This is a genomic window from Streptomyces erythrochromogenes (genome assembly GCF_036170895.1).
Lineage (GTDB): Bacteria > Actinomycetota > Actinomycetes > Streptomycetales > Streptomycetaceae > Streptomyces > Streptomyces erythrochromogenes.
Window position 1 is genome coordinate 8,096,187 of sequence record NZ_CP108036.1, and the last position, 14,966, is coordinate 8,111,152.

The following is a 14,966-nucleotide window of genomic DNA, read 5'->3' on the forward strand; positions in this document are numbered from 1 at the left end:
ACGCGGTATCCCCCAGAGGAGGCACACCCCATGGCTGACTTCGTCGGCGCGGTGGACCAGGGCACCACGAGCACCCGTTTCATGATCTTCGACCATGCCGGCAACGAGGTGGCGAAACACCAGCTGGAGCACTCCCAGATCCTCCCGCGCTCGGGATGGGTCGAACACGACCCGGTGGAGATCTGGGAACGCACCAACTCGGTGATCCAGAACGCCCTCCGGCACGGCAACCTCGACGCCTCCGACCTCGCGGCCGTCGGCATCACCAACCAGCGCGAGACGACCGTCGTCTGGGACCCCCGCACCGGGCGCCCGTACTACAACGCCATCGTCTGGCAGGACACCCGTACCGACTCCATCGCCGCGGCGCTGGAGCGCGGCGGCCAGGGCGAGGTCATCCGCCGCAAGGCGGGGCTGCCCCCGGCCACCTACTTCTCCGGCGGCAAGATCCAGTGGATCCTGGAGAACGTCGACGGGGTGCGGGAGGCCGCCGAGAAGGGCCACGCCCTCTTCGGCAACACCGACTGCTGGGTGCTGTGGAACCTCACCGGAGGCCCCGACGGAGGCGTCCACGCCACCGACGTCACCAACGCCAGCCGCACCATGCTCATGGACCTGGAAACCCTCGACTGGGACGACGAACTGCTCGGCTTCTTCGGCATCCCCCGGTCCATGCTGCCCACGATCAACCCGTCCTCCCACCCCGAGGCGTACGGACGGACCCGCACCTCCCGGCCGTTGCGGGAGGCCATTCCCATCACGGGCGTGCTCGGCGACCAGCAGGCGGCCACCGTGGGCCAGGTCTGCTTCGCTCCCGGCGAGGCGAAGAACACGTACGGGACCGGCAACTTCCTGGTCCTCAACACCGGGACGGAACTCGTCCGCTCGCAGCACGGCCTCCTGACCACCGTGGCCTACCAGTTCGGCGACAGCCCCGCGGTCTACGCCCTCGAAGGCTCCATCGCGGTCACCGGCTCCGCCGTGCAGTGGCTGCGCGACCAGCTGAAGATCATCACCGACGCCGGCGAGAGCGAACGCCTGGCCCGCACGGTCGAGGACAGCGGAGGGATCTACTTCGTCCCCGCCTTCTCCGGCCTGTTCGCCCCGTACTGGCGCTCCGACGCCCGCGGCGCCATCGTCGGCCTCGCCCGCTACCACGACAACGGCCACCTGGCGCGGGCCACTCTGGAGGCCATCTGCTACCAGAGCCGCGACGTCGTGGAGGCCATGGAGCAGGACTCGGGCGTACACCTCGACGTGCTCAAGGTCGACGGCGGGGTCACCGCCAACGACCTGTGCATGCAGACGCAGTCCGACGTCCTCGGCGTACCGGTCAGCCGCCCCGTCGTGGCCGAGACCACCGCGCTCGGCGCCGCCTACGCGGCCGGCCTCGCCACCGGTTTCTGGCGGGACACGGACGAACTGCGCACCCACTGGCAGGAGTCCAAGCGCTGGGAGCCCCAGTGGTCCGAGGAGCGGCGCGCCGAAGGGTACGAGGGCTGGAAGCGGGCGGTGGAGCGCACCCTGGACTGGGCCAAGGTCGAATAGCTGCGGAGGCGGCGGCATAAATGAGTTGAGACGAGACGCATCGTCTTGCTATGGTCGATGCATGTCCTTCTACTGCTTCCCCTGAGTCCGGGCACGGCGGCCCCGCCGCCTCCGCCGCCCGTCGACCCTTCACGTCACCAGGGAAAGCACCATGCGCGAACGCGCCCACACCGCCGTGCCCGCTGCCGTGGCACAGCTGTCCGTCAAGGACGTCACCAAGTCCTACGGCACCCGCACCGTCCTCGACCAGGTCTCCTTCACCGTCCGCCCCGGCGAGAAGGCCGCAGTCATCGGCGAGAACGGATCCGGCAAGTCCACCCTGCTGCGGCTCCTCGCCGCGGCCGAGCCGCCCGACACCGGCGAGATCACCGTCAGCTTCCCCGGCGGCACCGGACACCTCGCACAGACCCTCGACCTCGACCCCGGCCACACCGTGCGGGACGCCGTCGACCTCGCCCTCGCGGACCTGCGCGACATGGAGCGACGGCTGCGTGCGGCGGAAGAGGGCCTCGCCGACGCGTCCCCCGCCGAACTCGACGCCTACGGCGAGCTGCTGACCGCGTACGAGGAACGCGGCGGCTACGAGGCGGACGCCCGCGTCGACGCCGCCCTGCACGGCCTCGGGCTCGCCGGGACCACCCGCGACCGCCCGCTCGGCTCGCTCTCCGGCGGCGAGCAGTCCCGGCTCGCGCTCGCCTGCGTGCTGGCCGCCGCCCCCGAGCTGCTGCTCCTCGACGAGCCGACCAACCACCTCGACGCCGCGGCCGTGCACTGGCTCGAAGAGCACCTGCGCGCCCACCGGGGCACCGTCGTCGCCGTCACCCACGACCGGGGCTTCCTGGAGCGCATCGCCACCACCGTCCTCGAGGTCGACCGGGGTGCGCGCACCGTGCACCGGTACGGCGACGGCTGGCCGGGCTACCGCGCCGCGAAGGCGGCCGCCCGCCGGCGCGCGGAGCAGGAGCACGCGGACTGGCTCGCGGAACTCACCCGGACCGAGGACCTGCTCGGAGCCGCCGCGAAACGCCTGGCCACCACCGGCAAGGACCCGCGGCAGGGCTTCGGCAAACACCGCCGGTCGCACGAGGCCAAGCTCGGCGGACAGGTCCGGGCCGTCCGGGAGCGGCTGGCCCACCTGCGGCGCAACCCGGTGGCGGCGCCGCCGGAACCCCTGAGGTTCACGGCGGCGCTGCCCGCGGCGGGCGGCGGGGACCGGAACGCCGCCGCCCCGCTCGCCGAGCTCGAGGGCGTGGCCGTCGGGGACCGGCTGCGCCTCGACGGCCTGCTGGCCGTCGGGCCGGGGGAGCGGCTGCTGATCACGGGCGAGAACGGGGCCGGCAAGACCACCCTGCTGCGCGTCCTGGCGGGCGACCTGGAGCCCGACGCGGGGACCGTACGCCGCCCGGCCCGGATCGGGTACCTCGCGCAGGAGCTGCCCGCCCGCTCCAGCCGGCTGCCGCTGCTCGCCGCCTTCGCGGCCGGCAGGCCCGGGCTGCCGGAGGAGTACGCCCGGCCGCTGCTGGCGCTGGGCCTGTTCCGCGAGGAGGACCTGCACGTCCCGGTCGCGGCCCTGTCCGCGGGCCAGCAGCGGCGGCTGCAGATCGCAAACCTGGTGACCCGCCCGGCGGACCTCCTGGTCCTGGACGAGCCGACGAACCACATCGCCCTCGACCTCGTCGAGGACCTTGAGGCGGCCCTCGCCGCGTACCCGGGAGCGGTGGTCGCGGTCTCGCACGACCGCGGATTCCGCCGGCGGTTCCCGGGAGGGCAGCTGGAGCTGCGCGCCCGCCGAAGGCACTGACCGCGGTCCCGTCCGCGGGCCCTGCGTCGTCCGCGCGGGCGGCGGGCCCGGGGGGCGGGGAGGGAGGTCACAGGCCTCGCCCCTTATGGACTTCTTGCTCCGTATGTCACCCTGGCCCTCAACCGGGTCACCCACCTGCCGCTCGACCCGGGCGACCGACCCCCACGGATGCGCCCATGCCCCTGACGTTCCCGTCCCGAGCCGTACCCGTCGTGCTCGCCGGCGCCGTGACCGCCCTGCTGGCGGCCTGCGGGCCCTCGGCCGCCGCGGGCCCCGCGGCGGCGCCCCGGACGGCCGAGGCGCCCGCAGCCTCCGCTTCCGCCCCCGCCACCGGCCCGGCGTCCGCCCGGCCCGCCCTGCCCGCGGCCTCCGCCGCGCACGCACCCGCGGCCACGCCGGCTCAGGACCCCGTCGACGTCCGCACCCGGGAGTCGACCCTGTCCATACCCTCCGCGGGCATATCCGGGCTGCGCGTGGTGCCGTACGAGGGCACCACCGACGACGCGCCCGGGACCCGCATCCAGGACCGCGGACACGCGGCCAGCCCGTACGGGAAGCAGGGCGGGGTCGGACCCGGCCAGGTGGGGAACTTCCTGGTCACCGCGCACCGCCTGTCGGCCGGCGGCCCGCTGCGGGACCTGCCCGCCGTCGACGAGGGCGACACGGTGACCGTGACGGTGGGCGGGGTGGAGTACACCTACGAGATCACCGCGACCCGCAAGACGTCCTTCCGGTCGCAGCGCTCCCTCGACGAACAGCGGGCGGCGGTCCCCGGTTCACCCGGGGCGACCCCCACCCAGGCCATGATCACCATCTCGACCTGCGCCACACCGGAGGACCACGCCGAGGGCAACTTCTGGAGCGACGCCCAGGGCAACCCCGAGCACCGCATCGACAAGGTCGGCGTCCTGCGCAAGACCACTACGGTCCCCTAGGATGCGGCGCGGCGGATCCGGGCCAGGACCAGGACCGTGTCGTCGGTCGCCTCGTCGGGCAGCAGGTTCGCGATGATCCGGTCGGCGGCCTCCTCCAGCGGCCCGGTCACCGTGCGCAGCTGTTCCCGCAGCGCGTCCAGACCGGTTCCGATGTCCTGGCCCCGCGCCTCGATGAGGCCGTCGGTGTAGAGGGCGAGGACCGCGCCCTCGGGCAGGTCGATCGCCGACGACCGGTAGGGGACGCCGCCCACCCCCAGCGGGATCCCCAGGCCCTCGCCGATGGTCTGGACGGTGCCGTCCGGGTGGCGCAGCAGGGGCGGCGGATGGCCGGCGTTCGCGATGCGGGCGCGGCCGGAGTGGGGGTCGTAGACGAGGTAGAGGCAGGTGGCCAGCTGGATGCCGGCCTCCTGCGCGCACGTGTCGAGTTCGGTGAGCAGCGCCTCGGGGGTGCGGCTGTGGGCGGCAACGGCCTTGGCCGTGATGCGCAGCCGCCCCATCGAGGCGGCGGCCGGTACGCCGTGCCCCATGACGTCCCCGACGACGAGCGCGACCCGGTCCCCGGGCAGGTTGATCACGTCGTACCAGTCGCCCCCGACCTCCGTGATCCGGCTGCCCGGGAGGTAGCGGTGGGCGACGCTCACGTGGGCGCCGGATGCCACGGCGCTGGGCAACAGGGCGCGCTGGAGGGTCAGCGCGATGTCCTGGACGCGGCCGTACAGGCGCGCGTTGTCCAGGCACAGGGCGGCGCGGGAGGCCAGCTCGCCGGCGAGGGTGACGTCCTGTTCGGTGAAGGCCGGGCGGTCGGCGGATCGGCCGAACATGGCGATGCCCTGGACCGTGCCCCGCGCGATGAGCGGGGCGAGGACGATGCCGCCCAGACCGCTGTCGAGCAGCAGGCGGGCCCGGTCCTGGTGGGCGGCCGTACGGGTCGCGAAGGCCTCGTCGACGACGACGGAGAGAGGGCGTCCGCTGCTCAGCATCTGGTGGATGCCGGAGCCCGGCGGGTACGTGACCCGCTCCAGGCCGCCGACCAGCTCGGGGGCGGGCGGCGGGAGGACCGTGTCGGCGGCGATCCGGCGGGTGGTCAGCGGCAGCGCGGGGTCGAACCGTTCGTCCTCGTACATCCACTCGACCATCTCCACGACGGCGCCGTCGCAGAAGTCGGGCATGACGGCGTCGATCAGCTCGCGGGCGGTGACCTCCAGGTCCAAGGTGGTGCCGACCTGGGCCGATGCGCGGTCCAGGAGATCCAGCCGCTGCCGGGCGGCCGTCGCTTCGAGCAGGGCCTGCTCCCGGTCGGTCACGTCGACGAGCAGCCCGCCCACACCCGGCCGCGTGTCCCCCGCGCCGCTCAGCGGGAAGAAGCTCACGGAGCGGACCTGGTCCCGGTCGGGCCGGCCGGGTGTGCGCAGTCCGACCAGCGCGCCGACCAGGGGGTGGCCCTTCTCGGCCACGGCCCGGAGCATGCGTTCGTACTCGCCCCCGTCGGACGTGATCATGATGTCGGTCATGCGCCGCCCCAGGTGCTCCAGGACGGGGAGTCCGTCCATGTCGGCCAGCACCTGGTTGAGGTGGACGTAGCGCAGCTCCTCGTCGAGCATGACCAGGCCGATCGGGCAGGTCTCGAAGAGGGCGTCGAGGAAGACGAGGTTCGTCTTGACCCGGTCGAGCTCGTCGCCCCTGCTGGCCAGGGCCATGACCACGGAGTCGCCCGCGGTCCCGGTCACCGGGAACACCCGGAAGCCGCAGTCGAAGACCCCGGCTTCGCGGTGCCGGGCGGGCATGCGGACCCGCCAGTAGCCGAGGCTCCGCCCGCGCTCCACCAGCTGCGCGGCCCCGCCGGGGGCTCCCGGTGCCGGGTCGGGGAAGAGGACGGAGGCCGGCCGGGAGAGCACCTCTTCGGCCGTGTGTCCGAACAGGTTCCGTGCGCCCGGGCCCCAGTAGCGGATCCGCTCCTCGTCGTCCATGGCGAACACGGCGACCGACACGTGCTCCAGCAGGGACCCCGGCTCGGACCGGATCGGACCAGGGGTGTCGTCGTCCGCACCCCCTGGCCGGTCCGATGGCATCGGAGGTCCCCCTTCGATCGAGGTCTCTCCTCATTGTGCCCGTCATCCGGGAGGCGGACCCGGCGGCGCGCCCCGCGGCGGCCGCCATGTCGTACCGACCGGTAATTCAAGCCAAATATTGCCATGCACCTGACAGGCTCCTGACACTTCAAGGTGGCTGTGGGACGCTCCCGGCACGCACTCCGCACCCCCTGAGAGGCCCAGCGCCTCGCCCACCCCCACCAGTACGTGGCATGGAGGAGCGACCCATGAGGCACACCACGCCCATCTCCCGCACCACACGACTCGCCCGCGTCGCCGGGATCGCGACACTCGTCGTCGCGGCGGGCTTGGCCGGTACCGGCACCGCCCTCGCGTACGGCTCCGCCGCCCCGGCCGCCGACCAGAAGGTCGACGGCGTGATGGTCGTCGCCGGCAACAGCTGTAGTTGGACGAACGGGAGCACCAGCGCCGCCGCCCCGAACGCCCTCACCGTCGACCGCACCACGATCAACACGCCGGGAGGCAACCTCGCCTGCGGTGGCGGCATCGCCGCCACCCTCAACAACAACCCCGCCTTCACGTTCGACGACGCGGCCGGCACGGCCCGGACCGATCTCATCGACATCACCGGGAGGCAGAGCTTCATCTCCTGCCGCTACAAGGCGACGAACATCGTGTGGGACCGCGACGGCACGAGCCGGAAGTACATCAACCGGGCCTTCACCGCGACCAAGGCCTCGGGCAGTTTCCTGTGCCCGGGCTCGGTGACCACCCCGGCCGGGGACGCGTCCATGCTGTTCCGCTGAGCGCACAGAGCCACCCGTCCCACGCCCGGTCCGCCTCCCGGTCCCGTACCGGGAGGCGGACCGGTCAGAGGGCATCGAGGAGCATCAGGACCTCGTCCCGGGTGTCGTCGGGTGCGAGGCGCAGGGCTCCGGGCCAGCGGCCGACCTCGCGCCATCCGAGCCGGCCGTAGAAGTCCTCCAGTCCCTCCCCTCCCCGGGCCGCGAGATGGAGCTGTTCCAGGCCCAGTTCGTCGCGGGCGACCTCCCGCAGTTCCCGCATCAGGGCGGATCCGACCCCGCGGCCACGGAGCCCGGGGCGGGTCTGGAGGTGGTGGACCGTGCCCCAGTGCTCCACGAGCCGGTGGGGATCACGGCGCAGGACGACCCATCCGGCGAGGACGCCGCCGAACGCGGCGGTGACGAGCCGGCTCCGCCGCGGATCGAGGCTGCCGAGGAGTTCGTCCACGACCGGTGCCACCTGTTCGTGGTCCACGGGCGGGAAGGGGAACCCTGCGGCGCCGCCGGAGTTGGTGACCTCCGTCCAGCAGTCGGTCAACTGGTCCCGGAGAGCGGGACGCACTTCGTGGACGTCGGAGATCCGGGCGAGTTCGGGCAGGCTGTCATCCGTCATGGGAAGGAGCATGTCAGCCGGTACGGACGGCGAAACCGCCTCCGAGGGGGGTGGCGGACTCGGCCCGGCCGGGGCTTCCCCGCGGCCGGCTTCTAGACTACGCCGATGATCACACCCGACACAGCGGTCCGCTCCGCCGTGGAGTCCTTCGACGCCGCGATCGCGCAGCACAGCATCTCGCGCCTGGAAGCGGCTTACGAATCTCTCGCCACCCTGCCCGAGGAGACGCTGGCCGAGCATTCCCGGGAGCTGGGACCGCACCTGGCCGCGCAGCTGGGCGGGATGCCGCAGTGGCACGCCGCCGTCTACAGCGTGTTCGTGGGCGCGCTGGTCGAGTGGAACGCGGACGCCGTGGCCTGTGCGCGCCCCCTCCTGGCGGGGCTGCGGGCGAGCATGGAGCAGGCCCTTGAGTTCGCCCGGCTCTGGCAGGAGCACTACGGCGAGGAGGAGGAGCTTCCGGACCCGTCGGGCATGCCCAGTCCGGAACAGCAGAAGGCCTTCGGCGCCGACTACGCACAGGTGTGGCACGCCCCGTACTTCGGCTGGCTCTCGGTGGAACAGTGGGAGCGGGCCGCCGTGGCCGTCCTCGCCGACCCCCGGGTCCGGGCGAGCCTGACCGCCCCCGACGCGCCCGCCGACCGCGACGCGCTGGTGGAACTCACCCGCAGGCTCGAACCGCACATAGGCGACCTGCAGTGCGCACAGCGGGCGCTCCTGCTCCTCGACGACGAACCGCTCCTGGTCCTGGACCGCGCCTCCGGACGGGCCTTCCGCATGCGGATGAGCGGGATCGCCGACAACTACCAGCTCCAGACCCTGCTGGCCGGGGTGCTGATCGGCGGCGGACACCTTCCGGGGCACCTCCCCGCAGACGTCCCGAGCGCCGAAGCGGTCGCACTGAGCACCTCCGCCCCGATCGACATGGACCGCCCGGGCGACCTGCCGAGGACCATGGAGTGCTTCAACTTTGCCGAGCCGTCAGGCCGTTGGATCTGGAGCGCCACGACTCCCGACCGGATTCCCGTGGTCGACGGAGTGCGCCGCCTCGTCCTGGACCCGCCGGTTTTCCGCCACCAGTACCAGGCCGTCCGCTTCCTGCCCCGCGTGCCCGGCAGCCTCACGCTCGAAGCCGTGCTCGAACCCGCCGAGGCGGCGCCGTACTTCACCGGCGTACGGGAGCTGATGTCCTGGCAGGAAGCGGGTCGCTTGGCGGCGGACGGCTACTGACTGCCCCCTCCGCGGCGTCGGTGACGTCGGGATGGTGGTCGGCGAGGCGGGCCGCCGCCGGCGCGTCGTCCAGGAGCGGCGTGCCGGCGGTGCGTTCCGCCGCGCGCAGGTAGGTACCTCGACGCCGTGGACACGGGGGGCCGGTGAGCCCGCGGCGGACTCCCGGGGCCGTTCCTCGACTGGATGCGGCCGAGATCCGCTGGGAGGCTGAGAGCCGCGGTCGTCAGCCGGTCCGCGCCCGTGGACAGCGACGGCATTGCGTGGATCGACCGCACCGTCCGCGTGACCGACGCCCTCAAAGGGCCCTTGGCCAGGGCGTCGAAGCGGTCATCCGGCAGGAGGCCGACGACGGCCCGGACGGCACGGTCGTCGCCTACCCCGCAGACCCGTTCCTGACGGAGGTGCCGCGGACATCTTCCGGGCCGCCGCGGCGCCGGTGCCGAAAGGGCCGTTCGCCGCATGACCCTAAGGTTGGCCCCATGGATCTTCAGGGCGAACTGATCGAGCACCCCCACTCCGTCTACGACCGGCTGCGCGACACCGCACCCGTGTGCCGCATCACCGGCACCGACGGCACCCCGGCATGGCTGGTCACGCGGTACGACGACGTACGCGCCGCCCTCGCCGACCCCCGGCTCTCCCTGGACAAGTCCCGTGCAACCGAAGGAGGTTACCGGGGGCTTTCGCTGCCGCCGGCCCTGGACGCCAACCTGCTCAACATGGACCCCCCTGACCACACCCGCATCCGCAGGCTCGTGAGCCGCGCCTTCACCCCGCGCCGCACCGAGCAGCTCCGCACGCCCATCCGCGCGACCGCGGACCGCCTCCTCGACGCCCTCGGCCCGGCCGGAACCGCCGACTTGGTGGCCGCCTACGCCGCCCCGCTGCCGATCGTCGTCATCTGCGACCTGCTGGGCGTGCCGGAGGACCGCCGCCTCGACTTCCGCACCTGGACGGACGCGCTCATCACCCCGGACCCCAGCCGGCCCCGCGCCGCGAAGGAAGCGGTGGTGGCAATGCTCGGCTTCTTCACCGAGCTCATGGCGCACAAGCGCAGCCGGCCCGGCGACGACCTGCTGTCCGACCTGATAGCCGTCCGGGACGGCGGCGGCAGCGACGGGGACGGCGGCGGCGACAGCGGCGGCGACCGGCTCAGCGAGGACGAGTTGATGTCGCTCGCCTTCCTCATCCTCTTCGCCGGGTACGAGAACACCGTCCAGCTCATCGGCAACGCGATCCACACGCTCCTGGAGCACCCCGAGGAACTCGCGCGCCTGCGCAAGGACCCGTCCGGCCTCCCGGCCGCCGTCGAGGAACTCGCACGGTACGAGGGCCCGGCACCCCTCGCCATCCGCCGCTTCCCGACCGAGGACATCACCATCGCGGGGGTCACCGTCCCGGCGGGGGAGACGGTCCTGCTCTCGCTCTCCTCGGCCAACCGCGACCCGGCCCGCTTCCCCCGCCCCGGTCTCCTCGACCTGGACCGAGACACCTCGGGCCACCTCGCGCTCGGCCACGGCATCCACTACTGCCTCGGCGCCCCCCTGGCCCGCGCCGAGACCGAGATCGCCCTGGCCGCGCTCCTGGAGCGCTACCCCGTCCTCGAACCCGCGAGCCCCGCTCCCCGCTGGCGGCCCTCCCTGCGCGCCCGCGGCCTGACGGAGCTCCCGGTCCGCTACGAGACGGCGCGCTCGACGCACTGAGCCCCGCCGGGGCGCCGGCGCCGTGACCCGGATCACCCCGAATCGAAAACCCGCAGGCCGAACCGGGCGTCTATCAGGCGTGAGATCAGTCAGGGCGGCGGCGCCGCACGAAGTGGACGAGGAACGTCTCGTCCGGCTCGTGGCGAGGGGCGACCGTGCCGCATTCGAGGAGTTGTACCGGCGCACGTCGCCGTGGCTGGCGGTGCGCTTGCGCCGCCGCTGCGCCGACGAGCAGATCGTCGCCGAAGTCATGCAGGAGACGTACCTGGCGGTGTGGCGGGCGGCCGGCGCGTTCGCCGGGAGCGCCGCGGGCGGGACCGCCGTCGGCTGGGTGTGGACGATAGCGGCGCGCCGCCTCGTCGACGCCTTCCGGCGCCGGGCCCACCACGCGCAGCCGCCACCCGCCGCGGCCCCGCAGCCGGTGGCGCCGGCGGCCGAGGAGGAGGCGCTCGCCGCGACCGTCGGCTCCGACGTCGGCGACGCGCTGCGGCGCCTCGCGCCCGAACTCAGACAGGTACTCCAGGCCATGGTCCTCGACGGGATGTCCGTCCGGGAGACCGCCGTTCTGCTCGGACTGCCCGAGGGCACGGTCAAGACCCGCGCCCGTAGGGCGCGGATCGCCATGAGGGAGGCGCTGTCATGAGCGCGGAACACGCCGCGGCGCGGATCGTGGACGCCTATGCGCGCGGCGACGAGGACATCGCCGCCGACGAGTTGTGGGCACTGGAGGCCCACCTGGAGGCCTGCCGGGTCTGCCGTGACCGGCTGGCGGCCGCCGTGGTGGAGCAGGCACCGGCCGTGACGGCGCTGGTCGACACGGTGTGGTCCGGCCTCGAAGCCGAGCTGTCCGCCGCCCCCGCCGTGCCGCACGCGCGACGCCGCCGGCCGGCCGGCCCGTCGGCCCGCCTGTCGCGGCGGCTGTCGAGATGGCTGACGCCGGCGATGGTGCCCTGGCTGGCCATGACCGCGACCGTGACGGTGCTCGCCCTCGTACTCGACCTCGCGGGCCCGGGCACCGGCACGGACGCCGGCGAGGTGTCGCTCGTACTGCTGCTCGCCCCGGTCCTGCCCGTACTCGGCGTCGCGGCGTCCTGGTCGCGCGGCCTGGACCCCGCGTACGAACTGACGGCCTCCGCGCCCCGGGCGGGGCTGCCCCTGGTGCTGCGGCGCACCGCCGCCGTCCTCGCCGTGCTCCTCCCCGTCCTGCTCGTCGCCGGATGGGCCACCGGGGTCATGTTCGCGCAATGGCTGCTGCCCTGCCTGGCCTTCACCTCCGCGACCCTGGCACTCGGCGGTGTCGTCGGCGTCACCCGCGCCGCCGTCGCCCTCGTGGCCGTGTGGGCCGCGGTGATCGTGGCACCGACCGTGGCCGCCGGCCGCGCCGCCTTCGCCCTCCAGAGCGCCGGACTGCCCGCATGGGGCCTGGCACTCGCCCTCGGCACCGCCGTCGTCATCACCCGCAGGGGCGCCTACTCCGTACTCGGAGCCCATCGATGACCAACAGGAAGGACCCCCACACCATGCGCGCGGTGAACGCCGCCGACCTCGCACCCACCGCCTACGCCTGGGAGATCCAGGCCCGCGGACTCAAGGTCGCGGTCGGCAGGAACCGTACGGCCGTCGACGGGCTCGACCTGTCGCTCGGCACCGGAGTGCACGGCCTGCTCGGCCCCAACGGGGCGGGCAAGACCACTCTCATCCGGGCGCTCGCCACCGTCCTGCGCCCCGCCGCCGGCACCCTGGAACTGCTCGGCGAGTCCGTCGGCGGCCGGGGCGGACACCGCGCACTGCGCCGCCGGATCGGCTACCTGCCGCAGGAGTTCGGCTACTACAAGCGCTTCACCGTGCGCGAGTTCGTCGAGTACATGGCCTGGCTGAAGGAGGTGCCGGAAGCGGACATCCCCGGCGCGGTGCAACGAGCCGTGGAACGGGTCGGCCTCGCGGACCGCGCCGACCACCGGATGAAGACCCTGTCGGGCGGGATGGTCCGCAGGGTGGGCATCGCCCAGGCCATCGTCAACGACCCGAAGGTCCTCCTCCTCGACGAACCGACCGTCGGCCTCGACCCGGCGCAGCGGCTGCGCCTGCGCCAACTGCTCCAGGAACTCGGCATGGACGCATGCGTGGTCGTCTCCACCCACCTGGTCGAGGACGTCGCCGCCGCGTGCACCGACGTCGTGCTCTTCGCCGAGGGCCGACTGGTCTTCCAGGGCACCCCCGACCAGCTCGCCGCCGCGGGCGGCCCCGAGCACGTCGGCGACAGCCCGCTGGAGCGAGGCTACTCGGCGCTCCTGCTCGATCCCGGCCAGCTGAGGGGGAAGTGGTGAACTCCCGCGTCCTGCGCACCGAACTGCGGCGTTCCGTCGCCCCCTGGGCCGCTCTCGTGCTCCTCGCGGCACCGCTGGCGCTCCTCTACCTGATCCCCGGACTGTGGTGGACCGGCACCGCGCGCTGGACGGCCCAGTGGACCTCCATGGCCCTGTGGACCCGTTCCCTGCTGATCCTGCTGTGGCCGGTCGCCGTGGGGCTGGGGGCGCTCCAGGGACTGCGCGACCACCGCTCCGGGACGGGCGAACTGCTGGCGAGCACGCCGAGGCCCGCCCGCCACCGCGCCGCCGCGCTCGCCGGGGCCACGGCCTTGACGCTCACCTGCGCCTTCGCGCTCGTCGTCCTCGTCGGAGCCGTCCAGGTGCTCGCCGGCACCGGTTACCCGCACTTCGGCTGGCTGCCGATCTCGCTGGTGGGAGCGCTCTCCCTGGCGGCGGGGGCTGTCCTGGGCATGGGGATCGGGCGGGCCCTGCCCTCGGTGCTGACCCCGCCCGTACTGGCCGTGGGCGCACTGGTGTTCACCAACGTCCTACGCGTCTCGGACGAGACGGCGGTGCCGCAGGCCGCCGTCCCCAACCGCCTCTCGCTGCTCTCACCGGCGGTGGCACAGGTACGCGAGGTGCTGTTCACCCTGTCCGCCTCCGTGCACGTGGGACAGACGCTCTGGCTCCTGGGCGTGGCCGCGACCGGCTTCGCGCTGCTGGCCGCGGCGACGCCGCGCGCCCGGCTGCTGGCCCTGGCACCCGTACTGGCGGGCGCGGTGCTCGCCCTGCTCGTCCTGCCCTCCGACCCGCGCCGGACGTACGTCGTCGACGAGGCGGCCGCCCGCCAGGTGTGCGACGGCCCGGTGTGCGTGACGAAGACGCACCGGGCGCGGCTCGCCGACCTCACGGGCCCCGGCCGGAAGGCCCTGCGCCTGCTGCACCAGGCGCTGGGTGACGGGGCGCCGGTCGTCATCCAGGAGGGCACCACCCCGCGGGAACTCGGCGCCGTCCCGGAACGCTACGACGGCGTCCTCGTGGTCGACTTCGACGACGGGACGATCGCCGGAGCGCGCGGCGACGCCCTGGTCAGGGCCCTGGTCGCCCAGGGCATGGCCCCGGTCTGCCGCCCCCGCAGCGACCGCGAGGGCGGTCCGGCCGTGGAGACCGCCGCGCAGAGCATCGCGGCGGGCTGGGTCCTCGGCGACCTCCTGCCCCTCGACGGCAACGGCCACTCCCGGGCCGAACAGCTCACCCTCGCCGAACCGGTGTGGCGGGAGCTCAAAGCACTGCCGCGGGAAGAACAGCTCGCACGGATCAACGCCATGCGCGCCGCCGCGGTCGGCTGCGAGGGCGACCCGCTCGGCGCACTCGCCGGAGAGGGTGAGTCGCCGTGAGATGGCTGGTGCTGTACGCGCGTTCGCGGCAGGTGCCCGCGGCGCTCGCCGCAGCGGTGACCGGAGCGCTGGCGGTGTGGGCCCTGGCCCGGGACGGCGCCGCCGCCCCCGGCGATCCGCGGCCGGCCGCCCTCTTCCTCGCCATCGTGGCCGCCGCCGCTTCGACCGGACTCGGCGGACAGGACCTCGCGCTGGACCGGACGGCCGCGATCCGCTGGTGGACCCGCAGGACGGCGCACGTGCTGCTCGCGGGCACGGCCGCCTGCGCGATGGTCCTCGGGCTCCGGGCCGTGGGCGAGGACCTGGCGGCCACCGCGTTCGTCGTCCGGGACGCCGCCGGGCTGATGGGACTCGCCGCCCTCGGGGCGGCGGTGTGCGGTGCTGCGTACGCCTGGACCCTGCCCGTCGGGTGGCTGGCCCTCTCGTCGTTCTCCCCGCCCCTCACCGGCGTGCCGATGGAGGTCGTGACCTGGATGCTGCAACCGCCCGGTACGGCAGCGAGCACCTGGACCGCGCTGACGATCACGGCTGCCGGTACCGCCGCCTACGCGGTGACCGGGCCGAGACGGCGACCGCGCC

12 protein-coding genes and 1 pseudogene are annotated in these 14,966 nt (G+C 73.7%); 11 read left to right on the top strand and 2 right to left on the bottom strand.

Going from position 1 to position 14,966, the window contains the following annotated elements:
* Nucleotides 1-30 precede the first annotated feature (30 nt).
* The 3 genes from glpK (at nt 31) to OHA91_RS37275 (ending at nt 4,284) form a co-directional block, all read left to right on the top strand.
* Entirely contained in the window at nt 31-1,548 is a 1,518-nt protein-coding gene (glpK, locus tag OHA91_RS37265) for a glycerol kinase GlpK (protein ID WP_031151836.1), read from the top strand.
* 151 nt (nt 1,549-1,699) lie between these two features.
* Nucleotides 1,700-3,349, top strand: coding sequence for a ribosomal protection-like ABC-F family protein (abc-f, locus tag OHA91_RS37270; protein WP_328740864.1), 1,650 nt, complete (start codon nt 1,700-1,702; stop codon nt 3,347-3,349).
* 176 nt (nt 3,350-3,525) lie between these two features.
* The gene (locus OHA91_RS37275; protein WP_078959349.1) at nt 3,526-4,284 is read left to right on the top strand and encodes a sortase domain-containing protein; all 759 of its coding nucleotides are present in this window, start codon (nt 3,526-3,528) and stop codon (nt 4,282-4,284) included.
* Here OHA91_RS37275 and OHA91_RS37280 read toward each other — a convergent pair.
* A complete protein-coding gene (locus tag OHA91_RS37280) occupies nt 4,281-6,353 on the bottom strand; it encodes a SpoIIE family protein phosphatase (RefSeq protein ID WP_031151843.1) in 2,073 nt (690 codons plus the stop codon). The genes OHA91_RS37275 and OHA91_RS37280 overlap by 4 nt on opposite strands.
* 248 nt (nt 6,354-6,601) lie before the next feature.
* Between OHA91_RS37280 and OHA91_RS37285 the strand changes: the two genes are divergently transcribed.
* Nucleotides 6,602-7,141 (top strand): hypothetical protein, encoded by a 540-nt coding sequence (locus OHA91_RS37285; protein WP_031151844.1) that lies wholly within the window; start codon nt 6,602-6,604, stop codon nt 7,139-7,141.
* Between the two features lie 64 nt (nt 7,142-7,205).
* Here the strand turns inward: OHA91_RS37285 and OHA91_RS37290 are convergent, their stop codons facing one another.
* Entirely contained in the window at nt 7,206-7,751 is a 546-nt protein-coding gene (locus OHA91_RS37290; protein ID WP_266504726.1) for a GNAT family N-acetyltransferase, read from the bottom strand.
* A gap of 105 nt (nt 7,752-7,856) precedes the next feature.
* Between OHA91_RS37290 and OHA91_RS37295 the strand changes: the two genes are divergently transcribed.
* The 7 genes and pseudogenes from OHA91_RS37295 to OHA91_RS37325 form a co-directional block, all read left to right on the top strand.
* Nucleotides 7,857-8,978, top strand: coding sequence for a hypothetical protein (locus OHA91_RS37295; RefSeq protein ID WP_266504723.1), 1,122 nt, complete (start codon nt 7,857-7,859; stop codon nt 8,976-8,978).
* A 479-nt stretch (nt 8,979-9,457) separates the two neighbouring features.
* On the top strand, nt 9,458-10,681 hold the full coding sequence (locus OHA91_RS37300) for a cytochrome P450 family protein (protein WP_031151848.1): 1,224 nt from the start codon (nt 9,458-9,460) through the stop codon (nt 10,679-10,681).
* Between the two features lie 79 nt (nt 10,682-10,760).
* On the top strand, nt 10,761-11,324 hold the full coding sequence (locus OHA91_RS37305; RefSeq protein ID WP_328740866.1) for an RNA polymerase sigma factor: 564 nt from the start codon (nt 10,761-10,763) through the stop codon (nt 11,322-11,324).
* Nucleotides 11,321-12,178, top strand: a complete 858-nt coding sequence (locus tag OHA91_RS37310) for a zf-HC2 domain-containing protein (protein ID WP_266504715.1) — start codon at nt 11,321-11,323, stop codon at nt 12,176-12,178. The genes OHA91_RS37305 and OHA91_RS37310 overlap by 4 nt, the downstream gene beginning before the upstream one ends.
* Nucleotides 12,175-13,008, top strand: a complete 834-nt coding sequence (locus OHA91_RS37315) for an ABC transporter ATP-binding protein (protein WP_328740867.1) — start codon at nt 12,175-12,177, stop codon at nt 13,006-13,008. The genes OHA91_RS37310 and OHA91_RS37315 overlap by 4 nt, the downstream gene beginning before the upstream one ends.
* Nucleotides 13,005-14,387 carry a hypothetical protein gene (locus OHA91_RS37320; protein ID WP_328740868.1) on the top strand — a complete coding sequence of 461 codons (1,383 nt, stop codon included), beginning with the start codon at nt 13,005-13,007 and terminating at the stop codon, nt 14,385-14,387. The genes OHA91_RS37315 and OHA91_RS37320 overlap by 4 nt, the downstream gene beginning before the upstream one ends.
* Nucleotides 14,384-14,956: pseudogene (locus OHA91_RS37325) on the top strand (hypothetical protein); the annotation flags it as partial. The gene OHA91_RS37320 and the pseudogene OHA91_RS37325, both read left to right, overlap by 4 nt.
* Nucleotides 14,957-14,966 lie beyond the last annotated feature (10 nt).